16 protein-coding genes and 1 pseudogene are annotated in these 26,353 nt (G+C 43.7%); 2 read left to right on the top strand and 15 right to left on the bottom strand.

Annotated elements, in window-relative coordinates; genetic code table 11:
• Nucleotides 1–77: 77 nt before the first annotated feature.
• From K1J10_RS04040 to pbp1b, 7 genes and pseudogenes are all read right to left on the bottom strand, one after another.
• A pseudogene (locus K1J10_RS04040) lies at nt 78–1,049 on the bottom strand (glycosyltransferase family 2 protein); the annotation flags it as partial.
• Nucleotides 1,042–1,182 carry a hypothetical protein gene (locus K1J10_RS04035; protein WP_006595142.1) on the bottom strand — a complete coding sequence of 47 codons (141 nt, stop codon included), beginning with the start codon at nt 1,180–1,182 and terminating at the stop codon, nt 1,042–1,044. The gene K1J10_RS04035 and the pseudogene K1J10_RS04040, both read right to left, overlap by 8 nt.
• A gap of 9 nt (nt 1,183–1,191) precedes the next feature.
• Nucleotides 1,192–1,980, bottom strand: a complete 789-nt coding sequence (locus tag K1J10_RS04030) for a hypothetical protein (RefSeq protein ID WP_223355952.1) — start codon at nt 1,978–1,980, stop codon at nt 1,192–1,194.
• Between the two features lie 2 nt (nt 1,981–1,982).
• The gene (gene wecB, locus K1J10_RS04025; protein ID WP_223355951.1) at nt 1,983–3,134 is read right to left on the bottom strand and encodes a non-hydrolyzing UDP-N-acetylglucosamine 2-epimerase; all 1,152 of its coding nucleotides are present in this window, start codon (nt 3,132–3,134) and stop codon (nt 1,983–1,985) included.
• 389 nt (nt 3,135–3,523) lie between these two features.
• Nucleotides 3,524–7,177, bottom strand: coding sequence for a DNA-directed RNA polymerase subunit beta' (rpoC, locus tag K1J10_RS04020; protein ID WP_223355950.1), 3,654 nt, complete (start codon nt 7,175–7,177; stop codon nt 3,524–3,526).
• 150 nt (nt 7,178–7,327) lie between these two features.
• Nucleotides 7,328–10,897 carry a DNA-directed RNA polymerase subunit beta gene (rpoB, locus tag K1J10_RS04015; protein ID WP_048717467.1) on the bottom strand — a complete coding sequence of 1,190 codons (3,570 nt, stop codon included), beginning with the start codon at nt 10,895–10,897 and terminating at the stop codon, nt 7,328–7,330.
• A 421-nt stretch (nt 10,898–11,318) separates the two neighbouring features.
• Nucleotides 11,319–13,760: a penicillin-binding protein PBP1B gene (gene pbp1b, locus K1J10_RS04010; RefSeq protein WP_223355949.1), complete on the bottom strand. Its 2,442-nt coding sequence runs from the start codon at nt 13,758–13,760 to the stop codon at nt 11,319–11,321.
• A gap of 199 nt (nt 13,761–13,959) precedes the next feature.
• Here pbp1b and tyrS point away from each other — a divergent pair, with 199 nt between their 5' ends.
• Together tyrS and K1J10_RS04000 are read left to right on the top strand one after the other, a co-directional pair.
• Entirely contained in the window at nt 13,960–15,216 is a 1,257-nt protein-coding gene (gene tyrS, locus K1J10_RS04005; protein ID WP_048717469.1) for a tyrosine--tRNA ligase, read from the top strand.
• Nucleotides 15,217–15,272: 56 nt separating this feature from the next.
• Nucleotides 15,273–16,115, top strand: coding sequence for a methyltransferase domain-containing protein (locus K1J10_RS04000; RefSeq protein WP_223355948.1), 843 nt, complete (start codon nt 15,273–15,275; stop codon nt 16,113–16,115).
• 49 nt (nt 16,116–16,164) lie between these two features.
• On the opposite strand, the gene K1J10_RS03995 is transcribed toward K1J10_RS04000, so the two are convergent.
• The 8 genes from K1J10_RS03995 to K1J10_RS03960 form a co-directional block, all read right to left on the bottom strand.
• Complete coding sequence (locus K1J10_RS03995) at nt 16,165–17,463, bottom strand: response regulator transcription factor (RefSeq protein WP_223355947.1); 1,299 nt, start codon at nt 17,461–17,463, stop codon at nt 16,165–16,167.
• 12 nt (nt 17,464–17,475) lie between these two features.
• Nucleotides 17,476–19,122, bottom strand: coding sequence for a sensor histidine kinase (locus K1J10_RS03990; protein ID WP_223355946.1), 1,647 nt, complete (start codon nt 19,120–19,122; stop codon nt 17,476–17,478).
• Nucleotides 19,123–19,124: 2 nt separating this feature from the next.
• Nucleotides 19,125–19,736 carry a YesL family protein gene (locus K1J10_RS03985; RefSeq protein WP_223355945.1) on the bottom strand — a complete coding sequence of 204 codons (612 nt, stop codon included), beginning with the start codon at nt 19,734–19,736 and terminating at the stop codon, nt 19,125–19,127.
• A 194-nt stretch (nt 19,737–19,930) separates the two neighbouring features.
• Nucleotides 19,931–21,412 carry an ABC transporter substrate-binding protein gene (locus K1J10_RS03980; RefSeq protein ID WP_135783139.1) on the bottom strand — a complete coding sequence of 494 codons (1,482 nt, stop codon included), beginning with the start codon at nt 21,410–21,412 and terminating at the stop codon, nt 19,931–19,933.
• A 63-nt stretch (nt 21,413–21,475) separates the two neighbouring features.
• Entirely contained in the window at nt 21,476–22,408 is a 933-nt protein-coding gene (locus K1J10_RS03975; RefSeq protein ID WP_195612386.1) for a carbohydrate ABC transporter permease, read from the bottom strand.
• Nucleotides 22,409–22,421: 13 nt separating this feature from the next.
• Nucleotides 22,422–23,351, bottom strand: coding sequence for an ABC transporter permease (locus tag K1J10_RS03970; RefSeq protein ID WP_048691310.1), 930 nt, complete (start codon nt 23,349–23,351; stop codon nt 22,422–22,424).
• A gap of 215 nt (nt 23,352–23,566) precedes the next feature.
• Nucleotides 23,567–25,447, bottom strand: a complete 1,881-nt coding sequence (locus tag K1J10_RS03965) for a beta-N-acetylhexosaminidase (RefSeq protein WP_223355944.1) — start codon at nt 25,445–25,447, stop codon at nt 23,567–23,569.
• Nucleotides 25,441–26,310: an ROK family protein gene (locus K1J10_RS03960; protein WP_223355943.1), complete on the bottom strand. Its 870-nt coding sequence runs from the start codon at nt 26,308–26,310 to the stop codon at nt 25,441–25,443. The genes K1J10_RS03965 and K1J10_RS03960 overlap by 7 nt, the downstream gene beginning before the upstream one ends.
• Nucleotides 26,311–26,353: the final 43 nt, after the last annotated feature.

Raw genomic sequence — 26,353 nt, 5'->3', positions numbered from 1 at the left:
CTGACACACTTGAAAGCTTATTTGATTAACACTCCGCAACTTTACTTGAGTGTTTACACAAAATTATTGACAGAATCCAAATCAGAAAGAACAATGGCAAAGTTAAACCAAAAGAAGATACAAGAATAGTTAAAGACTTCTAACTTAACACGCCAGTTTCCTTTGCCAAATAAGTGTTTAAAGTTGGAAAGTACAACCTCGTAGTTCCCTTTTGCCCAACGTTTCCGTTGCATGTAGTAGGTTTTTAGGGTCTCTGGCTCTTGTTGGAAGGCTTCCGAGTTGTAGGCCAAAGCGATCAGTTTTCCGCTTTGCATGATCTTGAAGGAAATATCCGTGTCCTCCGTCAAGGCACCATTCTTCCAACCACCGATACTTTTGACAAATTCTGTTTGGATAATAAAGTTGGTACCTGGAATCCGTCCGATTTTGAAGAGATTCCACATCCCGACGTGGTGAACCCGTTGGGTCACGACGATTTCTTGGTTGATACAACGCGTCAAGAAATTCTGGTTGGCATTTCTCGTCTTGTTGCGTCCAAATGAAGCAACATGGCGTTCTGGATCTTTAAGAACTTCCTTGACCAAGAAATAAAGAGCATTTTTCTCAGGCATGGCATCCGCATCATAGACACAGATATAATCTCCTGTCGCCATCTTCAAGGCATCATTCAATACTCCAGCTTTCCCACCTGTACCGGTACGGTCAATAATGGTCACGTCTCGGCCAGCGTATTCCGGAAGGGATTTGACAGCTAGACATTCCTCATAGGTACGATCCGAGCAGTTATCTGCAAATAGAAGCAACTCCACACGATCATGAGGGTAATTCATATCCAAAATCGCCTTAGCAGTTTGAGCAATCACCACATCTTCATTGTGGGCAGGTACCACGATAGTTACTTTAGGATAATAGAGAAGCGGGCTTGTATCCACACGGAAATCACTGTGTTTCAACCAGAATTGAACCGCTGAAATCAAGATCACCAAGCCCCAGGCTAGAGACAACCAGATAGAAATCAAGGTGAAAATCATTAAAATTTGACTAATCATGGTCCACCGCCTTAAAGTTTTTGTTTACCCGATGGTAGATGACCAAGTAGGCAATGAATAATGCACAGAAGCACACCGCAAAGAATAGACTAATCCCTAAGGCTAGCCCAAAAAATAGGTTTGTAAGAGTCATCGGTTCCTCCTAATATTCCACAATAATATCCGTTTCAAGTTGACGTTTCAAGTTACTAATGGCTTCCTGGTAGCTATGGAATTTCGTCCGATTGGTCGAATCCACCACCAAGTATCCTTTTTGGAATTGAATCGCTTGATTACCGTCTTCTCCCTTAAAGACCAGAGATTCTAATTGATTTTTTAAATACAACTGATAATATTCTTGCAAATTTCGTTGCTGACTATTCGTAAGTACTAGGAAATTGCCATCTGAAACATAATAAAGTCTCTCATCTTGTATCAAATGGTGGCCAATCAGATAATGAATTTGGTTCAGCGTCCGATTGTACTCACGAGGATGAATTTGATAGAAGAGTTCCTCATGCGACCAATGAATCAAAAGAGCTTGTAATTTCTGTTCTTGTTGAACACCTGAGTGTTCCAGCAAGCCACGGTAGGCAACTCCAGCGTCTTCTTCTTGATTTTGAACCTTGGCAACTTCTTTAAATAAGTAGTAGCGAATTTTTGATAGTATTCCAATCAGAATAGGGAAAGAGAAAAGCAATAACAGTGCCTGGTTTGCAGGGATATACACAACTCCTGCCACCAGAAAGACAATTCCTAAACCGACTGAAATTAAAATCGTCCAGGTCAGAAGCAAATTGGATAAGACAAGAGAGGCAAACAAGGCTAACACGAGAAAGAGAGCTTCCTCAATGATAATTTCCCGTGCAAAGAATAGACAGTATATCAGGACGGCCAATACAAAGCCGACTAAAATAAGCATCCAGTCTCCTAAATAATTCCTTCTTTTCATTCCTAAATCTCTCCCTCTATAAATTCAGATACCGAGTCAACGAGGCCATAATAGTGCTGAATGGCTTGAACAATCCGCTCAGATGCCTTCCCATCTCCATATGGATTTCGAGCCGAAGCCATTTTTTGATACAGATCTGGATCCGTTAACAGAGCCGTCATTTCCTCCTTCACGCGCTCAGGGTCGGTTCCGACCAATTTTAAAGTTCCAGCTTTGACACCTTCTGGACGTTCGGTCGTATCCCGAAGGACTAAGACAGGCTTGCCTAGAGAAGGGGCCTCCTCCTGAACTCCTCCCGAATCAGACATAATAAAGTAACTTCTCGATGCGAGGTTATGAAAGTCAAAAACGTCCAAAGGCGCAATCAAATGAATGCGGTCGTGCTCTCCTAAAATGTCTTTAGCCGCCTCTTGAACAGCTGGACTGAGGTGAACTGGATACACAACTTCCAATTCCGGATGGGCATCCACCATTTCTCTCAAGGCACCAAACACAGCTCGCATCGGTTGGCCTTGGTTTTCCCGACGGTGCATAGTCACTAAGACCAACTTCTTCTGCGGATCCAACTGATCAAGGACCTGGTGGTGATAATCCTCTTGTACTGTTAATCGCAGGGCATCAATCGCCGTATTCCCTGTAATGAAAATGGACGGCTCTGGATGATGTTCCATGAGAAGATTGGCCTTGCTTTCACTGGTTGGGGCAAAATAGAGATCCGCCAAGTTATCCGTCATTTGACGGTTCATCTCCTCAGGGAAAGGCGAATACTTATCGAAGGTTCTGAGCCCCGCCTCTACGTGACCGATACGAACTTGGTTATAGAAGGCAACAAGACTAGCCGCAAACGTCGTCGTTGTGTCCCCATGGACCAAAATCATATCCGGTTGCACTTCTTTCACGACTGGATCAAATTTTTCAAGAATTCTAGCCGTGATATCTAAAAGAGATTGGTTTTTCCCCATGATGTCTAGATCGTAATCCGGTTGAATACGGAAGGTTTCTAGTACTTGATCCAGCATTTGACGATGCTGTGCAGTTACCACTGTGATCGTTTCAATGGTCTCACTTTGCTTTTGGAGCTCTAAAACCAGGGGAGCCATTTTAATAGCTTCTGGGCGCGTTCCAAAAACAACCATCACTTTAATCTTTTTCATCATCTCACCTTTTTACCTTGTGATTTTATTAACAAAATCAACAACATATTTCCCATTCATTCTACCGCCAATAGCTTCAAAAGTCAAACTATCTCAATGCTTTCGTAATACATTTAATGGATTTTTAATAATCTGTAATTTATGTGTAATATTTGTGAGCCTCAAGTCCTTAAAACCCTTGAAATGACTGGTTTTTATACCATATTTATTTTAACATTCAAATGTTTCTAAAGCTTGTTTTAAAATCATTAAATATGAATTTTATCAAATATATATTCATATTTACGCATATTTTTGACCTGGTATTATAGGAGAAAACAGTGTCTTTCTATTCATTTTTAGGCATAAAAAAGAAGCCTTACTGAAGATCAGTAAAGCTTCTTTTAGGATTAATTTTCTTCCACTACAGTTGCTTCAACCATTTCAGTTGTTTCTTCTGTAACAGGAATTTCTTCGATAATTTCGACTTCATTGACTGCTTGTGGTTCCAAGTTACGGTAACGAGCCATACCTGTACCAGCTGGAATAATCTTACCAATGATAACATTTTCCTTAAGTCCAAGGAGATGGTCTTTCTTACCACGAATCGCTGCGTCAGTAAGGACACGAGTTGTTTCCTGGAAGGAAGCCGCCGACAAGAAACTATTGGTTTCAAGAGAGGCTTTGGTAATTCCCATAAGGACAGGACGAGCCGTCGCAGGAACCCCACCAGAAATAACCACATCACGGTTGGCATCTGTAAAGTCTGTGATATCCATGAGAGTACCCATGAGAAGGTCTGTATCTCCTGGATCCATAACGCGAACCTTACGGATCATTTGACGCACCATTACCTCGATGTGTTTGTCGCCGATTTCTACCCCTTGGCTACGGTATACTTTTTGTACTTCCGCAAGGAGGTAAGTTTCAACTGACAAGACATCACGGACAGCAAGGAGACGTTTTGGTTGGATAGACCCTTCTGTCAATGCCGCACCGCGAGAGACTTGATCTCCCACTTCGACTTTCATGCGGGCTGTGTAAGGGACAACGTATTCTCCCTCTCCAGTTGCACCACGTACAAAGACTTTCTTGGTACGTGTAGAAGCATCTTCTTCAATAGCCGTGACTTCCCCTTTGACCTCAGTGATGACCGCTTCCCCTTTCGGATTGCGGGCTTCAAAGATTTCTTGAACACGAGGAAGACCTTGCGTGATATCGGTATTTGAGGCAACCCCACCCGTGTGGAAGGTACGCATGGTCAACTGTGTACCAGGTTCCCCGATAGATTGGGCAGCGATGGTTCCGACTGCTTCACCAACTTCAACCGCATCACCAGTCGCCAAGTTGATACCATAACAGTGACGGCAGACACCATGACGAGTGTTACATGTGAAGACAGAACGGATGGTCACTGCTTCAACACCTGCATTGACGATGTCGCGAGCGATATCTTCTGTAATCAAGGTATCTGGACCAACGATGACTTCTCCTGTTTCAGGATGTTTAACAGTTTTCTTGGTATAACGACCTGTCAAACGTTCTTCCAATGGTTCAATCATTTCTTTACCATCTGTAATAGAGGTAATCAGAAGTCCACGGTCAGTTCCACAGTCATCTTCACGAATGATCACGTCTTGGGCAACGTCAACCAAACGACGAGTCAAGTAACCTGAGTCGGCTGTCTTAAGGGCCGTATCGGTCATCCCTTTACGCGCACCGTGAGTAGAGAAGAACATTTCCAAAACGCTCAAACCTTCACGGAAGTTTGAAAGGATCGGCAATTCCATGATCCGTCCGTTTGGAGCGGCCATCAAACCACGCATACCGGCAAGCTGTGAGAAGTTTGAGATGTTACCACGGGCTCCAGAGTCCATCATCATAACGATTGGGTTCTTCGGATCTTGGTTATCAATCAGACGTTTTTCCAATTTCTCACGGGCTGCACGCCATTCAGCTGTAACCGCATTGTAGCGCTCATCATCTGTAATCATCCCTTTACGGAACTGTTTGGTGATTTGTTCTACACGTTTGTGAGATTCTTCAATGATTTCAGCCTTGTCTTCAACAACTGGAATATCGGCAATCCCCACTGTCAAACCAGCAAGGGTTGAGTGGTGGTAACCTAAGTCTTTCAAACGGTCCAAGAAAGCAGATGTTTCTGTTGTACGGAAGCGCTTGAAGATTTCCGCGATGATATTTCCAAGGTTTTTCTTCTTGAATGGAACGTTTAATTCCAATTTCTCAATCGCTGCTTTGACATCTTGACCAGGTTCCAAGAAGTACTTAGCTGGAACGCCTTCTGTCAAGTTGGCATTATTTGGCTCTTGGAGATATGGAAGTTCTGCAGGCATGATATCGTTAAAGAGGATCTTACCAACAGTTGTCAAGAGAATCTTGTGTTGTTGCGCTTCTGTCCATGGCTTGTTCAAGCTATCGGTCGCAATTCCGACGCGAGTATGCAAGTGAACATAGCCATTGCGAAGGGCCATAACCGCTTCATCACGGTCTTTGAAGACCATGCCTTCACCTTCACGACCAGCTTCTTCCATAGTGAGGTAGTAGTTCCCCAAAACCATATCCTGTGATGGAGTAACAACCGGTTTACCATCTTTAGGGTTCAAGATATGCTCAGCAGCCAGCATCAAGATACGAGCTTCTGCTTGGGCTTCTTCTGAAAGCGGTACGTGAATGGCCATTTGGTCACCGTCAAAGTCGGCATTGTAGGCTTCACAGACAAGTGGGTGCAAGCGAAGGGCTTTCCCGTCAATCAAGACAGGTTCAAAGGCTTGGATACCCAAACGGTGAAGGGTAGGTGCGCGGTTCAAAAGTACTGGGTGTTCTTTGATCACTTCTTCCAAGATATCCCAGATACGCTCATCTCCACGTTCGACCAAACGCTTCGCTGCTTTTACGTTTTGCACAATGTCACGCGCAACGATTTCACGCATCACGAATGGTTTAAAGAGCTCGATGGCCATTTCACGTGGCACACCACATTGGTACATCTTAAGAGTCGGACCAACGGCGATAACGGAACGTCCTGAGAAGTCAACACGTTTACCGAGCAAGTTTTGACGGAAGCGTCCTTGTTTCCCTTTAAGCATGTGGCTCAATGATTTAAGCGGACGGCTACCTGGTCCTGTGATCGGACGACCACGACGACCGTTGTCGATCAAAGCATCAACGGCTTCTTGGAGCATCCGTTTTTCGTTTTGCACGATGATACCAGGGGCATTCAACTCAAGCAAACGTGCCAAACGGTTGTTCCGGTTGATCACACGACGGTAAAGGTCATTCAAGTCAGAGGCAGCAAAACGGCCACCATCCAATTGGACCATCGGACGAAGATCTGGTGGAATCACGGGAAGGATGTTGAGAACCATCCATTCTGGCTTGTTGCCAGATTTGTAGAAGGCATCCAAGACATCCAAACGGCGAACAGCCTTCACACGTTTTTGACCAGTTGCAGTCTTCAATTCTTCTTTCAAGACAGCAATTTCAGCTTCCAAATCCACTTGTTTCAAGAGGTCTTGGATCGCTTCTGCCCCCATCTTAGCGACAAAGGAACCTGGTCCGTATTCACGCAAGCGTTCACGGTATTCACGTTCTGTCATGATAGACTTGTGCTCAAGCGGTGTATCTTTTGGATCGATCACCACATAAGCTGCGAAGTAGATGACTTCTTCAAGGGCACGAGGACTCATGTCCAAGGTCAACCCCATACGAGAAGGGATGCCTTTGAAGTACCAGATGTGTGACACAGGTGCTTTCAATTCGATGTGTCCCATGCGTTCACGACGAACCTTGGCACGTGTTACTTCCACACCACAGCGGTCACAAACGATCCCTTTGTAACGAATCCGTTTGTATTTTCCACACGCACATTCCCAGTCTTTTGTCGGTCCAAAGATGACTTCATCAAAGAGACCTTCACGTTCTGGTTTCAATGTACGGTAGTTGATTGTTTCAGGTTTCTTGACCTCTCCATAAGACCATGAACGGACCTTGTTTGGAGAAGCTAGGGTGATTTGCATACTTTTAAAACGATTTACATCAACCACTATTTCTTACCTTTCTTTATGTTCATTATCGATTGTATGTTCTTCTGCTTTTTGGCGAAGGAGAGAAGGAATTTCCTTCACTCCTTCAAGCCTAAAGCCTGGGATAGAGAACCTTCTCAGGTTTTCCATCCTCTTGAACTACATATTAAATTATTCTTCTTTCCCTTCAGCTTCAAAAGCTGCGCGAGCTTCCTTGGCTGCTTTTTCACGTGCTTTTTCTAGATCATCTACGTGGATGACATCGTCGTCTTCCCCTTCGTCAAGATCGCGAAGTTCGACTTCTTTATCATCTTCATCTAAGACACGCATATCCAATCCAAGTGATTGTAATTCTTTCACGAGTACTCGGAAGGACTCTGGTACACCTGGTTTTGGAATTGGTTTTCCTTTGGTAATCGCTTCATAAGCTTTCAAACGTCCGTTGACATCGTCTGACTTGTAGGTCAAGATTTCTTGAAGGACATTAGACGCACCATAAGCCTCAAGGGCCCAAACTTCCATTTCCCCGAAACGTTGTCCACCAAACTGAGCTTTACCTCCGAGTGGTTGTTGGGTAACCATTGAGTATGGTCCGACAGAACGAGCGTGGAGTTTATCATCAACCATGTGGTGAAGCTTGATCATGTACATGACACCGACAGAAACACGGTTGTCAAATGGCTCACCTGTACGACCATCGTAAAGAATGGTCTTGGCATCGCTATCCATACCAGCTTCACGAACGGTATCCCAGAGGTCTTCTGAGCTTGCTCCGTCAAAGACTGGTGTTGCGATGTGGATACCCAAGTTACGAGCCGCCATACCAAGGTGAAGTTCCATAACCTGACCGATATTCATACGTGATGGCACCCCAAGTGGGTTCAACATGATATCAACTGGTGTACCATCTGGAAGGTAAGGCATGTCTTCAACAGGAACAATACGGGATACAACCCCTTTGTTTCCGTGACGACCGGCCATCTTATCTCCGACGCGGATCTTGCGTTTTTGTGCGATGTAAACACGAACCAACATGTTGACACCAGATTGCAATTCATCTCCGTTTGCACGCGTAAAGATCTTGACATCACGAACGACACCATCTCCACCGTGAGGTACACGAAGAGAAGTATCACGCACTTCACGAGATTTATCTCCAAAAATCGCGTGGAGGAGACGTTCTTCAGCAGAAAGATCTTTTTCACCCTTCGGTGTCACCTTCCCAACTAAGATATCGCCTTCTTTTACTTCCGCACCGATACGGATAATACCCATTTCGTCAAGGTTTCTGAGAGCATCTTCCCCAACGTTTGGAATTTCACGAGTGATTTCTTCAGGGCCTAACTTAGTGTCGCGCGTTTCTGATTCGAATTCTTCCAAGTGAACAGATGTGTAGACATCTTCTTTCACCAAGCGTTCGCTCATGATAACGGCATCCTCGAAGTTGTAACCTTCCCATGTCATGTAGGCAACGATTGGGTTTTGACCAAGGGCCATTTCCCCTTTTTCCATCGATGGACCGTCTGCGATAAAGTCGCCTTTTTCAACGACATCGCCAACTTTTACAAGGGTACGTTGGTTGTAAGCCGTACCTGAGTTTGAACGACGGAATTTTTGGATATGGTAAACATCAAGAGATCCATCTTCCCGACGAACTTCTACCTTGTCAGCATCGGCATAAGTAACCTTCCCATCATGTTGCGCAATGACTGCAGCTCCTGAGTCATGGGCTGCTTGGTATTCCATACCAGTACCCACGTAAGGCGCTTTTGGATCGATCAATGGCACAGCCTGACGTTGCATGTTGGCACCCATGAGGGCACGGTTGGAGTCATCGTTTTCCAAGAAAGGAATACATGCTGTCGCAACGGCAACTACCTGTTTTGGAGATACGTCCATGTAGTCGACTTGATCAGATGGGAACTCTTGGTTGTTACCACGGTGACGTCCCATAACGATTGGCTCAGCAAAACCACCTTTTTCGTTCAACTTAGAGTTGGACTGGGCTACGATGTACTCATCTTCTTCATCAGCTGTCAACCAAACGATTTCGTTGGTGACCACACCTTTTTCACGGTCTACTTTACGGTATGGCGTTTGGATGAAACCATACTTGTTCAAGTGTCCATAGGATGACAAGTTGTTGATCAAACCGATGTTTGGTCCTTCAGGTGTTTCGATCGGACACATACGACCATAGTGAGTGTAGTGCACGTCACGGACTTCATATCCAGCGCGGTCACGTGTCAAACCACCAGGCCCTAAGGCAGACAAACGACGTTTGTGGGACAACTCAGAAAGTGGGTTGTGTTGGTCCATGAACTGGGACAATTGAGAAGATCCAAAGAATTCTTTGATTGCTGCAGTTACTGGACGGATGTTAATGATTTGTTGAGGTGTTAATACTTCGTTATCTTGAACAGACATCCGTTCACGAACGTTACGTTCCATCCGTGAAAGTCCAAGACGCACTTGGTTGGCAAGCAATTCACCAACGGCACGGATACGACGGTTTCCAAGGTGGTCGATATCATCCACTCGGCCAAGACCTTCAGCCAAGTTAAGGAAGTAGCTCATTTCAGCAAGGATATCGGCTGGGGTGATGGTACGAACCTTATCATCTGGATTCGCATTGCCGATGATGGTAACAACGCGGTCTGGATCCGTTGGTGCCACAACCTTGAATTTTTGAAGAACGACTGGTTCTGTCAATACTGCTGAATCATTTGGAGTGTAGACAATCTTGTTCAAATCACCGTCCAAATGTTCTGAGATGCTGTCGATGACATCGCGTGTCATCACGGTACCAGCTTCTACAAGGATTTCTCCTGTTTCAGCATCTACCAATGGTTCTGCGATCGTTTGGTTCAACAAACGGTTCTTGATATTGAGTTTCTTGTTGATCTTGTAGCGACCAACTGGGGCCAAGTCATAACGACGTGGATCAAAGAAACGGGCTACCAACAAGCTACGTGAGCTTTCCGCTGTTTTTGGCTCACCTGGACGAAGACGCTCATAAATTTCTTTGAGGGCTTCATCTGTACGAGAATCCATTGGGTTTTTGTGGATATCTTTTTCAACAGTGTTGCGAACCAATTCGCTATCCCCAAAGATATCAAAAATCTCGTCATCCCCAGAGAAACCAAGGGCACGAACCAAGGTCGTAAATGGAATCTTACGCGTACGGTCGATACGAGTATAAGCAATATCTTTTGAGTCTGTTTCAAGCTCTAGCCAAGCTCCACGGTTCGGAATAACCGTTGATCCATAGCCAACCTTACCGTTCTTGTCCACCTTATCATTGAAGTAGACACCTGGTGAACGTACGAGCTGAGATACGATGATCCGCTCTCCACCATTGATGATAAAGGTTCCCATCTCGGTCATGATTGGGAAATCACCAAAGAAGACTTCTTGAGTTTTGATTTCGCCTGTTTCCTTGTTGACCAAGCGGAAGGTTACAAAGATTGGGGCAGAATAGCTCGCATCATGGATACGTGCTTCTTCCAAGGTATACTTTGGTTCTCTGATTTCATAGCCGACGAATTCCAACTCCATTGTGTCTGTGAAGTTCGAAATTGGCAATACATCTTCGAAAACTTCTTTCAAACCATGATCCAGAAAATCTTTAAATGAATCCGTTTGGATTTCAATCAAATTTGGTAAATCAAGAACTTCTTTGATTCTTGAAAAACTACGACGGGTCCGATGTTTCCCGTATTGAACGTCATGTCCTGCCAAAGTTTTAACTCCTTTTCTATACTAGGATGCCAGCTAGGGGAAGCCCCTCTCTGAAGATCCGGTTTCTAGATCGCTTCTGACCACATCAGAATAGTTCTGATCCAATCGAAACGACGTTATGAAGGGGGTGTGATCTACATCACGTGAGAAGAAAACTCCTCCGTATCATTCATCCTTTTTGGAATTTTTAGAAAGATTAAGTTTGTGTGACAAACTCGGTTTTTTCTAAAAATAGGCACAAAAAGAGCAGCTAAATCGACTTTTATAAAGTTTGATTTAACTGCTGTAAGCTTCTATTTGGACAATATTTCAAATAAAGCGCACGACAAATTACTTGTCCTTATTATATCGTATTTTCACAAAAAACACAAGTTTTTCTCTAGACATGAAAACGATTTTATGGTATTGTCCCTGATAATTTTTACCGGTTTTGTCCACTCGATGATGAACTACTTGGCGTGCTCGAATTGTTTGTTCGGTTGGTATTGCGATTTCCATTGGAAGGATTAGCTGAACCACCTAAGATTCCAGCCCAAGCGCTAGCATAATCACTGTCTGATCCACCAATCGCAAAGCGGTAGGTCGTTTGTGGAGCACCATTTTTAGCCCAATAGCTGGTAACCGTCGCACCCGACACGTCGATATCACGACCATTGACATTGACACGACCAGGTCGTTGTCCTGTCGATTTGAGAACAGTCGATGAAATGACACTGCTATCTAGGGTGAAGCGATCTTGAACGCCCCAAGCATTTGGATCTGCTTGATAGATAGCATTGGCTAAATAGGCCATGTAACTTGCGTTGTTGTTGTAACCTGTCAACGGAGCCATAGAAGCATTGTTGTCATGTCCAATCCAGCCACCTAAGGTGAGATTTGGAGTAGACAGCATGAGCCACATATCTCCATTCTCATTGGTAGTTCCGGTTTTCCCGATCCAATCGGCATTAGCAAGGGTTGGGTTGACCTGACTGATTCGGCTCTTGAAGGTCGTTGTCGCACCAGAGCTAATGACACCTCTTAACAGGTCCTGCATGATAGTCGCAGTTGCTGCTGAATAGACTCGAGTTGGTTTGCTTTCGTGCTGGTAAACAACTTTTCCGTTTTGATCCATGATTTTTTCAATCATGTAGCGTTTTTGGTAATTCCCATTATTGGCAATGGTTTGATAACCGTTTGTATGTTGGGCGACGCTTACTTCGATCCCGCCTCCCATTGGCAAACTTTCAATGCCGTACTCAGCGATATCATAGCCCATTTTTTCCATATAGCCAGGGACATCGACACCCTTTTCACGGAGAGTACGATAGGTCCAATAAGCCGGGATATTCCATGAGGTATTGAGGGCCTCTCGGAGGTCCATCATACCAGTTCCTCGGTTATCCACGTGCATAATTGGCTCTCCACTAGAAAAGTTAGTTGGGTAATTGGAAACGATACTATTGCTTCCCATCAAGCCTTGGTCAATGGCAATTCCATAAGCCAGCAAGGGTTTAATGGTAGATCCTGGAGAACGCTCTGTATCAAAAGCGTGGTTATTCTGATTCCCGTCAAAATTCCGTCCCCCAACAAAGCCAAGAATCGCTCCTGTTCGGTTGTCCATGAGGACATTCCCGACTTCTACCGTACCCGTCCCATCGTCCAAGATACCGCCATAATTGGCAACTGCTTCTTGCATGGCATTGTAGATAGCTTTGTTGATAGTGGTCTGGACCGTATAGCCACCCTCTCTCAATTCCTTCTTCGCCAACTCTTGATAAGATTTAACCGTCGAATTGTTTTTTAGGTCTTGGCTAGAGACGTTGTCTCTCTTGATTAGATACTCATACATGGCATCTTCCGCTTCACTAACGGCTTGGAAATACAAGTAGTCGTGCGGCGTCTTCTCGATGCCATTTGACGGAAGGAAATCCTTGCTCAAATCATATTGACTATACTGGTCGTACTCTTCCTTGCTGATAGCACCTGTCCGATACATGTTGTACAAGACATCCTTGGCACGATCCAAGCCTAAAGCTTGATTTTCTGGGGTCTTGAGGCTGCCATCAGAAGCGTAAGGTGAGTAGACAATTGGACTCTGTGGCAAACCAGCAATGAAGGCTGCCTGTGGAACAGTCAAGTCTTTGGCAGAAACACCAAAAATCCCTTGAGCTGCAGCTTCCACTCCTGCGATATTTTGTCCCCGGTTGTTTCGACCAAATGGAGAGACATTGAGGTAGGTCGTTAAAATTTCGTCCTTATCCATTACCCGTTCCAGAGCAAGGGCATCGATAATCTCAGCGGCCTTCCGTGAGAAGGTCGGTGCATCTCCCACAACTTGTTGTTTGATCAACTGTTGGGTCAGAGTCGAACCACCACTAGAGGACCCTACTCCAGCAACTGAACCCAAGGTAGCCCGGATTACCGCTTTCGGAACAACCCCGTTATGGCTATTAAAATTTTCGTCCTCAGTTGCAATAACAGCCTTTTTGACATTGTCCGAAATCGCATCCTTTTGGACAGGAATCCGAATCAAGTCACTGTCAATATCAGAAATGATGCTTCCATCTGAGTAGGAAATCTTTGAAACACTCGAAATATTTCGCACTTGTTGAACCAATTGGGTCGGATCCGGTGTCTCTGTCTCATTAAAGAGGCTGGCTGCATAGCCAATCGCAATCCCTGCACCAAACAAGAGACCACCTAAAGCAAACACCAATAGCACATCCCAAAGGAGTTTCATGGTCCGGAGAATCGTTGCCACGAAATCTCCTAGTGACCAGCCCTCCTTGTCTTCTTTCTCATCGACTTCAACAGTCATCTTGGCAAAGAAGTCTTTTATTTTCTTCCCGCACTTTGTAAAAAATTCTCTCATTTGACTCACTCTATTTCTCCTTGTCCTTCCTATTATACCAAATGGACCTCTTTCTTTTCAATTCCTAAAGTTGCGAACACTGCTTCCGATTGGATTTTTTTCGTCCATTCATTGCTATTTCAAGTCATTATGGTAAAATAGAGAGAAACCATACAGATACTGGGCTGTTTTCATCGATCCGGCCAGTAGCTTAGAAAAGGAGAGAACGATGCACATTTTTGATGAGCTAAAAGAACGTGGTTTGATTTTCCAAACGACTGACGAAGATGCTTTGCGTAAAGCCCTAGAAGAAGGACAAGTATCGTATTATACTGGCTACGATCCAACTGCTGATAGTTTGCACCTTGGGCACCTTGTTGCAATCTTGACCAGTCGTCGCTTACAATTGGCAGGCCACAAACCTTATGCGCTTGTCGGTGGTGCGACCGGACTCATTGGAGACCCTTCTTTCAAAGATGCCGAGCGCAGTTTACAAACTAAGGAGACTGTAGACGGTTGGGTCACTTCTATCCAAGGGCAATTGTCTCGTTTCTTAGATTTTGAAAATGGGGAAAATAAGGCTGTCATGGTCAATAACTACGACTGGTTTGGCAGCATCAGCTTCATTGACTTCCTTCGCGACATCGGAAAATACTTTACTGTCAACTACATGATGAGCAAGGAATCTGTGAAAAAGCGGATTGAAACAGGGATTTCTTACACTGAATTTGCCTACCAAATCATGCAAGGCTATGACTTCTTTGTTCTGAACCAAGAACACAATGTCACTTTGCAAATCGGTGGTTCTGACCAGTGGGGAAATATGACAGCTGGTACAGAGTTGCTTCGTCGGAAGGCGGATAAGACCGGTCACGTCATCACTGTTCCCCTCATTACAGATGCGACTGGTAAGAAATTTGGTAAATCTGAAGGGAATGCGGTTTGGCTCAACCCTGAAAAGACTTCTCCATACGAAATGTACCAATTCTGGATGAATGTCATGGACGCTGACGCTGTTCGCTTCTTGAAAATCTTTACCTTCTTGTCTCTTGATGAGATTGAAGAGATCCGCAAACAGTTTGAAGCTGCGCCACACGAACGCTTGGCTCAAAAAGTCTTGGCGCGTGAGGTGGTCACCCTTGTCCACGGCGAAGAAGCTTACAAAGAAGCCCTTAACATCACGGAGCAACTCTTTGCAGGAAACATCAAAAACCTTTCTGTCAAAGAACTCAAACAAGGCCTTCGTGGTGTGCCAAACTACCAAGTCCAAGCAGACGAAAACCACAATATCGTAGAATTGCTTGTATCTTCTGGCGTGGTGAATTCCAAACGCCAAGCCCGCGAAGATGTTCAAAATGGAGCTATCTACGTCAACGGCGAACGTATCCAAGACCTTGACTATGTCTTGAGCGATAGCGATAAATTAGAAAATGAATTGACCGTTATCCGTCGCGGTAAGAAAAAATACTTTGTTTTGACTTACTAAAAAGAAGACCTCTGAAGCTATGACTTTCAGAGGTTTTTTGGTACACTAGAAGTATTATGACGATCAAACCAAAATTACAACGATTTCAAACAGCCACTGCTTTTGCCTGTCCCATCTGTCAAGAAGCCCTCGACCTGATCCAACAAAGCTTGGTCTGCACGAACCGCCACTCCTTTGACTTGGCTAAGTTCGGCTATGTGAACTTAGCCCCACAAGTGAAGGCTTCTAAGGACTATGACAAAGAGAATTTTCAAAACCGGCAACTCGTTCTAGAGAACGGTTTCTACGACCATATCCTCACTAGTCTGTCAGAATGCTTGTCTCCACTGGACCATCCAGCCAACATTTTAGATATTGGTTGCGGAGAAGGCTACTATTCGCGCAGCTTGCAAGAACGCTATCCAGACCATTCCTTTTACGCCTTTGATTTATCTAAGGAATCGATCCAACTGGCTGCCAAAAGCGACCAGGAATGGAAGGTCAAGTGGTTTGTCGGAGATCTAGCCCGTCTCCCTCTTTTAGACCAGAGCATGGACCTGCTCCTAGATATCTTTTCGCCAGCAAATTATCAGGAATTTAAACGGGTCCTGGCCCCAGACGGTCGCCTTATCAAGGTCATCCCAACAGCCACCCATCTGCAAGAGATTCGTCAGAAGGTGAAGGACCACCTGGATCAGGCCGATTATTCCAATGAGCAGATTATTCAACATTTCTCTGATCATTTTACGATTGAAAACACCATCCATTGCCAGGAAACCTTCGAACTCACACCAGCATTGCGAGAGGCTCTTCTGAGCATGACGCCTCTCCTCTTTCACGTCGATCCAGCTCAGATTGACTGGACCGATCTGACTCAGGTCACCATTTCTGCTACGATTTTAATCGGAAGAAGCATTTAAAAATACCCTCCATTGATTAAAAATGGAGGGTATTTTTCGTGTTTTCAGATTAGTCACTTTCCTCTACGCCGATTTGTTGACGGTAGGCTTTGGGAGACTTGCCACACAACTTGCGGAATACTTTATAAAAGTAACCGACATTACTGTAGCCGACCTCATAGCAAATATCTTCGATACTTTCCGTTGTGGATAACAGCAACTGTTGAGCTGCTTTGATCCGTTGTTTATTCAGGAGTTCCGCAAAGGTGGAATTGGTCTCACGTTTGATCAATTGCCCCAAATAAACAGGATTGATATAGAGATCCTTGCTGATAACCTTGAGCGACAGTTCCTTCCGATAGTCGCGCCCAATTACTTCTAAGACGGTCGCCACATTATTGTTCATTCGATATTGAGAGAAGAAAGTCTCCAATTGGTGCCGAACGCAGGTAACAAGATCCTCGAAAGTCGTTGTCTCATGAACAGCCTTCACAACTTCTGTCAGATCATCTCCCTGCAGATGTTCAAATAAATGAAAGACATCCATAATGAACTGAATAAAGAGTTGCTTGGCTATCGCCACTTTTGGAGTATGGCTTTTCACGGTTTCTTCCAACCAAGTCAACTCCTCTAAAATCTGTTGGATATTCCCCTGGATGATGACACGGTAGATGGGTTCGTAGTAATTAAAGACCCCATCTTCTTCTTCCAGAGGGAGATCCCCATAAAACAGGCTTCGTTCAACAAGCTCTTTAAATTGTTGAAAATGTTCTTTGTAAGGTGCTTGGAAACGGCGCTGTAGGAAAGCTCCCTCATCCTCATCTGAAAGATAGAGTTGAAGATTTTTTCCTAAGACCTGATAAGACGAACTGGCAAAGCCTTTCCTCTCCTTATCCACCCCAATCCAGAGTTGTTTTCTCCCCCGAATGGCTTGTTCGAATTCTTCCTCTGACCAGTCTTCATGAAGGAGGCGATTGGCTGTCTCTTGGTCTGGTTTTTTTAGAGTTTGAGATAATTTTTCTAGGATATTCCCCAGCTCCACCTTATTGACAGGCTTTAACAGATAGTCTGCTACCCGGAGATTCAGAGCCTTTTTTACATAAGCAAAATCTTGGTACCCCGACATAATGATATAGGCTGCATGGGGAAGAATGGACTGCATTTGATCAATCATTTCCAGACCAGTTTTTCCTGGCATATTGACATCCGTAATCACGATATCCACTGGATAATCCGCAACATAGGCCAAGGCCTGATCTGCATCCTCTGCTGTGTAAACAACTTCCATGTCCCATTTTTCAAAGGGAATCAGTTTTTTCAACCCCTCCGTAATCATATATTCGTCGTCAACCAATAAGACTTTATACACGATTTTTTCCTCTTAAGCATCCTCGATGGTAATCGTATAGAGGACACCTTTTCCTTTTTCTGATGTAATTTGAATGTGGTAACGATCCCCAAAGTAGAGAAGGAAACGCTCGTGGACATTGACAATCCCAATGGATTGCCGTCCCTTACTTTCTTCTACTTCTTCTCGAGGATCCCTATGACTCAATATTTGTTGGATCCGTTGCAACTGGCTCGGTTCCATTCCTCTCCCATTGTCTTGAACACGAATTTCCACCGCTTCTCCAACACGACGGACTTTGATGCTAATAACATTATCTTTGCGCTTGTGATCAATCCCATGGACAAAGTAATTTTCTACTAGTGGCTGAAGAGTAAACTTCGGAATAATCATCTCTTCTAGACCGGGTTCAATTTTAAAGCCATAGGCAATCGATTTTGGATAACGTACCATACAGAGATAGCTGTATTTTCTACAAAATTCCAACTCATTTTCGATGGTCGTCTCTTTCTCCTCTGAAATATTGTTTCGAAGGAGACTACTAAATTCGTAAATAATATCGGCTAATTCTTCTTGATCCTGCATGACTGCATACATGCGAATAAACTCCATGGTATTATACATGAAATGCGGATTAATCTGCGCTTGCAAGGCCTTCATGTTGGCATCTTTTTGACTCAGTTGTAGCTGATAGATATCCCGGATAGACTTGTCCATATTGTCCAACATGGTATTGGTCATTTCCGCAACTAAGAGGAGCTCCTGCTCTTTGGTATCCACATTGATCCGTCGCTCGGAATCCCCCTGGCTGATGGCTTCCATGGTATCCACCAAATCCAACACTTGTTTTTGGTAATTACGGAAAATACGTTGAAGCAAGAGATACAAGACCAAGACCAGGATTAGGGCGATCGAAATCATCCAGGTAAAACTAAATAAGGCTGTTCGAACCGTGTAAGAGGTCGGGATTCCAACCCAGATTTGATAGCCGTAAGCAGTATCTCGCACAATCCACTGGCTATGATCTTTAGGGTTGATATCCCCTCTGTGGTAAAAAACCTTCCCCAAGGGATTATAGATCTGGACGGCTACTGGAATCGTGTCTTGAATATTGTCGACAACAGAATCCAAAAGTGCTGGATTGATTTTAATGTAGGCTAGTCCAATATCCTGGCCAGTCGTAACATCCGTTAAGGAGACTGGGATGGCTTGCGAGCTAGCTATGTATTGATCCGCTGGAACTTGTTCTCCCCCTTTTTTATTCTTACTGGAAACAAAGACCGTTGTATAATCGTTTAACACCAAATCGATTTGGTCGAGTGCGTCGTGTTCCAAGTAAAGAGTCTCAACATTGCGGTGCAGGGAGACTTGAATATAGTTGGAAAAGTAATTGTCCAGTCGCCAACTTTCGTATTCAGAAGGCGACATTGAAAAGTACTTGTAAACTCCTTCGAGCTTGGCAGGGTTTTCTACCAGACTCTTTCCCCATTGTGTCGATCTTTTGTAGATATCCTCTACCTCAGCAGTCAAGCGCGAGGAAATCAACTGAGCGATTCGATCCGTCTCTGCCCGTTGATTATGCCAATAGACCAAGGATACTGTTACGCCTAAGGTCGTGATGATCCCCACCATGATATAGGCATAGAACTTCAAAAGAGTCGCTAACCATATTTTTTTCATAATTAAGAAACCACTTTAGAGCGAATTGTTTCGTAGACGGGTTGAAAAATGTCATTGACAAAGAAATGCCACAAGCCCAGTAAAACAAAGAAAAACAAAGCCGGAACGAAATGGGTAACAACCCCTAGAAGAAAGGTCCCCAAGAGAAACTTGGTCACTGCACGAATATCCAGAAAAGCACCAATGAAACTCAACTTCAAGCTGTTGAGATAGGACAAGTCAAAATGGACTTGAAGCTTGAGATAGACTGCAAAAGTCAGGGGAGCCACCAATAAGAAAATCAAATTGACCAATAAGATAAAAATCTGAAACAGGGACAAGTGGGGCAATTGAACCATCAGATACATGCCATAAATAAGAATGGCTTCGATTGAAAAAAATGTATAGAAAACCTGGTTGGCTCGACGGAAATTTTCTTTATAGAGCGCCCAAGCCTCAGACCAACCATATTGCTTGTAATCAGATCCATGTTCGGCATATAGACTCATAATCGTTGCACTAGCTGGCCCAAATCCAAACAGGATCCCTCCACAGAAGGTTAAAGCCCAAAAGATCCCTGTTGCCAACATGGCTAAGTAGACCCTTGTAAAAATTAATTCAATCATTCTTCCCATAATTTGTCTCCATGTTCATTTGCTGTAGAGGGGAGCTTACGACTTAGTATAGTTTCCCTAGTACAACTGATGATTATACCCTATATTATAGCACATTTCCCCTGATGGTTTCGATTTCAAAATCATCAACAGAAAAGACTTTGAAGTGCGAAGACCTCAAAGTCTTTTGATAGACTTAAGCAAGTAATGTTAGCTTATTTCTTAGCTGCAAGGTACTCATCGTATTGTTTTTGGATTTCATCCAATACTTTTTGGTAGGCACCTTCTGATTTCAATTTTTCAAGCATCTTAGGAATTTCAACTTCAGGATCTACTGTACCTGTATTGATGGCACTTGTGAATTGGTTCAAAGTGTTAGTAAGGGCAGTGATTTCTGATTTCACGTTTTCAGTATTGAAGATGAATCCAAGTGCTGGAGATTCTTTTGCAGTTTCCAAGTCTTTCTTAGATTGTGCAATTTGCTCATCCGTTACGTTTTCGTTGATGTAAAGAATCCAGTTGTTACCAGTGTTCCATCCAGACATGTGAGTGTTTCCGTTGTAGCCATCCAAGACTTTCACACGGTTTTCTTTACCTTCAACTTTTTCCCAGTTCTTGCCTTCTGGTCCGTAAACAAGACCGTTCAAGAGTTCTGGGTTTGTATTCAAGAGGTTCAATACTTCCATTGCTTTTTCTTTGTTCTTAGAGTTGTTTGAGATGACAAAGTTTGCAACTTGAGTAGTGTTGTTCTTCTTGTAAAGTTGAGTGAATGGTTTAATTTCGATCTTACGGTTTGCTACACGAGTAAGCAAGCTGTTACCGTAGTCAGCAGGTCCTACTGTTTCTTCACGTACCAACCAAGTATCTTGAGAAAGGTCATATCCAGTGTCGCTTGTAGCTACGTCTTTTGGAATGTAGCCAGCTTCATAGTATTTATGAAGAGTCTTCAAGTTTTCAACATAACGTGGAATAGTGTAACGGTCAACGATCTTAGTTGTGTCACCTTGCAAATCGACAACGAATGGAAGTCCATCTACTGCAATGTAATCGAAGTCATCAGAAGGTCCACCGTAGCTCTTGTTCATTGCGAATGGAACAACGTTTGGATCTTTTTCTTTGATCGCTTTCAAGACTGGTTCAAGAGAAGCATAGTCTTTTACATTTGAGATGTCGATACCATATTTTTCAAGAAGTGGTCCGTTGAAGGCAAAGTTTTGTGAAGATGCAACATTGGCTGCAACTGGAACAGCATAGATCTTGCCGTTTACAGTATTCCCTTTGATGTAAGCTGGGTCAAGTGCTTCATAGAGCTCTTTTCCTTCTTTCTTGTACAAGTCTGTCAAGTCAGCGTAAGCACCTTTTTGAGCGTTGATGACATAGTTGTTTGCGAAGGCAATATCGTAGCTTTCACCAGATGAAATGATAACGTTCATCTTCTTGTCGTAGTCACCCCAACCAAGGTATTGGATGTCTAATTTAACGCCAGCTTTTTCTTCGATGATCTTGTTGGCATTTTCTAACAAGGTATCCAAGTTATCCGGTTTATCACCGATTTGGTACATTTTGATAACTGTTTTGCCATCTTCACTCTTAGATGATTTTTGGTTATCACCTGTCAAGTTACCACAAGCAGCAAGAGTTGCTCCAAGTGCGAGAACGCTAGCAGAAGCTAAAGCATATTTTTTCCAATTTTTCATAAGAAAAACTCCTTTTTTATTTTTCTTTATTAACATAATGTAGGGTGGGTGAGAAAAGTTCGCTTACTCTTTCACACCACCGATGGTCAATCCTTTTACAAAGTAACGTTGGAAGAATGGATAGAGGATAGCGATTGGAACTGTTGCCACCACCACCATGGCCATCCGTCCAGTTTCCTTAGGAAGGGATTGGACCGCACCAGCGATTTGGCTAGATGCACCGACGGATTTAGAGATGTAATCCATATTATTTTGGATTTGCATCAGCAAGTATTGAAGGGGATAGAGGTTTTCACTCTTGATATAGAGGAGAGCGTTGAACCAGTCATTCCAGAAGGCGAGGGCTGTGAAGAGACTGATGGTCGCAATCCCTGGGAGAGAAAGTGGCAAACAGATCTGGAAGAAGATCCGTGTCTCACTGGCTCCATCTATCCGAGCAGACTCAAGAATGGCTTCTGGGATCGTCCGTTTGAAGAAGGTCCGCATCAAGATAATGTTAAAAGGACTCAATAACATCGGAATGATGAGGGCTCCAACGGTATCTCCTAAATGAAGCAACTGAGTGGTAACGATATATCCTGGTACCATCCCTGCACTAAAGAGCATACTCAAGAGGGCAAAGACAGTAAAGAAGTTTCTGTACTTAAAGGTTCTACGAGAGATCGCGTAGGCATAGGTCGTTGTAATGAAAACATTACATGCTGTCCCTACAATCGTTACAAACAAGGTAATAAAGAGGGCTTGAAGAATCTTATCCTTAAATTGAACAAGGAAAAGATAGCCATCTGTACCGAATTTAGCAGGCCAAAATTGGAAGCCGTGAATTGCCAAACTTTGTTCATCTGTCAAGGAAATCATGACAACGAAGATAAAGGGCAAGATACAGGATAGAGCAACCAAGCCAACGATACTACTAAAGAAGATGTCTGCTTTCTTACTGAAGGAGTGGATCCCAACATTATCAACTTTTTCTTTTTTAATTTTTGATTTTGCCATGGTATCCTCCTTTCTAGAAGAGCGCTGCATTCTTATCAATCCGACGTGCTACAATATTAGAAAGTAAAACGAGAATCAATCCGACAACTGATTGGTAAAGACCAGCCGCTGCGGCCATCGCAATATCTCCTGATTTAGCAAGTCCGTTGTAGACATAGACATCAATTACGTTTGTCACACTATAAAGGGCACCTGAGTTATGTGGGATTTGGTAGAACAATCCAAAGTCAGCACGGAAGATATTTCCGATGGCAAGGATGGTCAAGACCGTGATCAAGGAAGCCAACTGAGGAATGGTAATGTGGCGGATTCGCTGCCACTTAGATGCTCCGTCCACTGTTGCGGCTTCGTAGAAGGTTGGGTCAATCCCCATGATGGTTGCATAGTACATAACACTGCTATAACCAAAGCCTTTCCAGATTCCTAAGAAGAGGAGAAGCGCTGGCCAAATGGCAACCTCTGTATAGAAGTTGATTCCTTTCATCCCAAGTGATGTTAAGATGTGGTTAATCAAGCCTTTATCGACGTTTAAGAAAGCATCTGTAAAGAAGCTGATGATAACCCATGATAAGAAATAGGGGAACAACATTGATGTTTGAAACACTTTAACCAACCGTTTGGAACGCATCTCACTAAAGATAATGGCAATCCCAACAGAAACAATTAAGCCCAAGAAAATAAAGGCTAGGTTGTAAAGGACGGTATTTCTTGTAATGATATAAGCATCTTTAGAACTAAAGAGGAATTTGAAGTTATCAAATCCTACCCACTTACTCTTCATTACACTATCAATAAATCCCTCTCCGGTGATATGATAGTCTTTAAATGCGACAACGTTTCCCAAAACAGGTATGTAGAAGAATAAAATCAACCACGCTGCACCTGGTAAAACCATCAAGAAGAAAATAAAATTTTCTCTCAAGGTCTTAACAAACTTTTTCATCTGACTCCCCCCTTTGTCATTTTATTTTTTGGTAACGTTTACATTTTTTATTATAAAACTCTATGAAAACTTTTTCAAACTCCTAATTATAGAAAAAATTCTACAAATTTATGACATAGCCTTAAAAATGGAGAAAAAAGGAGAAGAAATTCCTCTTTTCATTGGAAATCCTTCTCCTCCTTAAAATTCATTTTCTTTAAAGATACCCTTTTGGATTAGGTCGTATAAATAGTCGAAGCTGTCGCAATGGTATGCCACTGATTAGCTGTCGTCGCTGCAAAGTCCTTATCTCCGTAGAAATCATTAAATGGCAGAATCTCTACTTCTAGTTCTTCGATGCGGTCAATTTGACCAGCAAGATAAGCCTCAATACGACTTTCTGCTCGCTTGATGCGTTGCAAGAGCCCACCCATACGGATATCTACTGTATCCAAGCCAAAGACCTTGTTTTCTTTCAACCATTGCTGACTAAAGAGCTTGTGGAAGGTTTCAATCTGGTTTCTGAGTTTTGGTAATTCTTCCCTAGCAATTTGTTGCAAGCTCTCTTTATCACCTGTTTGATAGGCTTGACGAATGCGTCGTCCCACATCAACCTTGCCACTTAAAATAGCATTCAACTGGGCCTGAGTTTCGAAAAGATAAGCATAGACTCCAGCTTTTTCTTTAATAGCAGCAAGAGTCTCAGCTGCCTGGGCAAAGTGAGGTTTGTCCTGTTCAGGAGTCATGTGCTTGTCAAGAATTGGGCAGAGAACATCCTGATAAAAGGTATAGCGGTTAGGGTTGATACCATGTATATTACCTGGCAGGTCTGGTAAGAGGTTGGCAAGATCCAGTTGCATAAAGTCCTCAACGGATAGCCCTGTATTGGTCTTGAAATGAGCTGACAAACGGTCTAAATCATTTCGGTAGCTGAGTTCTGCCCAGATTTGCAAGCTTGGCAGAATAGAGAACTGAGCTGTTTCACCACCATTATCTCCCCAACCGGTCACAATGACTTCCCTAATCTGGTTGGCACGGCAGGCTTTATTGGCTTCAATAGCTACTAAGCGGCTAAAATGGTTGTGTGGTGTGAAACCAATCCACTTCCAAGCACCACCTGCAAAGGCAATATCCTGGCTAATCTTGTGGTGATTACCGAAGTTACGGTTGTATTTTTCTTCGCTATCTTGGTAATAATCCCAGTAAACCAAGGTCACACGGTCTTTGAGACGGTCAAGGTAAACACGCGTTTCTTCTGGAATTTCCACCTCACGGTCGTACTGGCCATCTGCTGACATGAGTTTGAAGAACATATCGCTCCACATCTGGCAGTGGAAACCATACTTGTCTGCGATATCCAGCACGCGCTCCAAATGTTGACACATGAGGAGGCTACGGTCCACAACACCGTTTAAGATGAGATAGCGTCCCAAACCAACCAAGTGGGCTTCGTCCATGCCGATATTGACCTTGCGTGTTTGGAGCTTAGACAAAGTCGCAAACATGCCGTCAATTAGGTCGTAAACTTTTTCTTCGCCAATGAGGAGAATGTCCTCTACATCACGAAGTTGCTGGACTTCTTTAACACCCCACTTGACAAAGGCTGATAAGTGGGCCAAGGTCTGGATACAAGGAACAAAAGTCATGTCAAACTGCTGGGCATAGGCTTCGATTTCCTGTAACTCTTCAGCAGCATAAGCCCCACGGAAATAACCAAAGTAAGGCTGCCCCTCAATCTGATAGGTGTCTTCCATATAGAGCTCAAAGGTTGAATAACCCATGAGAGCCAAAACTTCAATCATCTGCTTGGCAGATGCAACATTTAGAACCGCATTTCGCGAACAGTCCGCCATATAGGCTAAATCTTCATAGGCCGCCTGCTCTTCAATCTCTACCTTGTCCCCTTCTGCTAAAGCTGTTGCCAGCACAGACAAGGCGCGGTAAAGTTGATGAGGTTTGCGGTAGGTCAGTTGATACTGCCCATTCTCACCCTTGATAGAGATAGAAGCTTGGTCAGACTGAGCGACTGCCACCTCTACATCCGGTAGAGAGATGTGATTTTTTAATACTTCGATAGCTTGGACTTGTTTAGGACTAAGTCCTGTAAAACTTACCATTGGTTTTCCTCCTGTAACCAGTTGACAAGGGCACCGTAGAGATTGGCATCTGCCTGATAGGTGCAAGCTTGAATCACTGGAGCAATTGTATATTCTTCATAGGTTTCAACAAAAGTGTCTACTGCTTTTTGCACCCCTTTGATAAAATCTGGGTTCTGACTGATAGAGCCACCTAGGCTGATGACATCTGGGTCGATCAGGTACTGAATATTGAGGAGCCCTTGAGCAAGATTACGATTCATCCGCTCAATGGCTTCTTGGCAAAGGGCATTGCCTGCTGCAGCCTCTTGGTAAACCTTTCGGCCATCCCAATCGGTTTGACCAGATTTTTCGATGACATAGCGAACCATGCTTCCTGTAGAAGCTAATAGCGACCAGTTGTTGAGTTTTTCTGCTGGTTCGATGGTTGTCATGTAGCCAAACTCTCCACCCAAGCCATGGCGACCACGGTGAAGTTTCCCATTGATAATCATGGCCCCACCAATCCCTGTGCCAATGACAACACAGGCTGCATTTTCAATCTCAGGATGAGCTAGCAGTTCACTAAGTCCAACACAGTTGGCATCATTTTCTAGATGGACAGGTAGCTGGTGATGAGCAAGGGTCTCATACCATGAAAAACCATGGATGTAAGGAATGGCACTAATTCCCTCGATTACTCCTGTTTCTTGATTGACCGCTCCTGGAACACTCATAGCGATTCCACTGTAGTCTTGTTCCAATAAGCGTTGGTCCAACCAAGCCAACAAATCTTCTAAAGTTTCTGGAGTTGGGGTGCTGGTCTTATCTAAAATCTTTCCATCAGGAGTTAGACTAGCAAACTTAATGCCAGTCCCTCCGATATCAATCGTTGCAATGGTCATTGATTTCACCTGCAAAAAGGAGCGAATCAGCAGTTGGTTCTTA

Source organism: Streptococcus australis, assembly GCF_019930045.1.
Lineage (GTDB): Bacteria > Bacillota > Bacilli > Lactobacillales > Streptococcaceae > Streptococcus > Streptococcus australis_D.
Note: the sequence above shows the minus strand (reverse complement) of the source record. Positions and strands in the feature narration are given on the sequence as shown.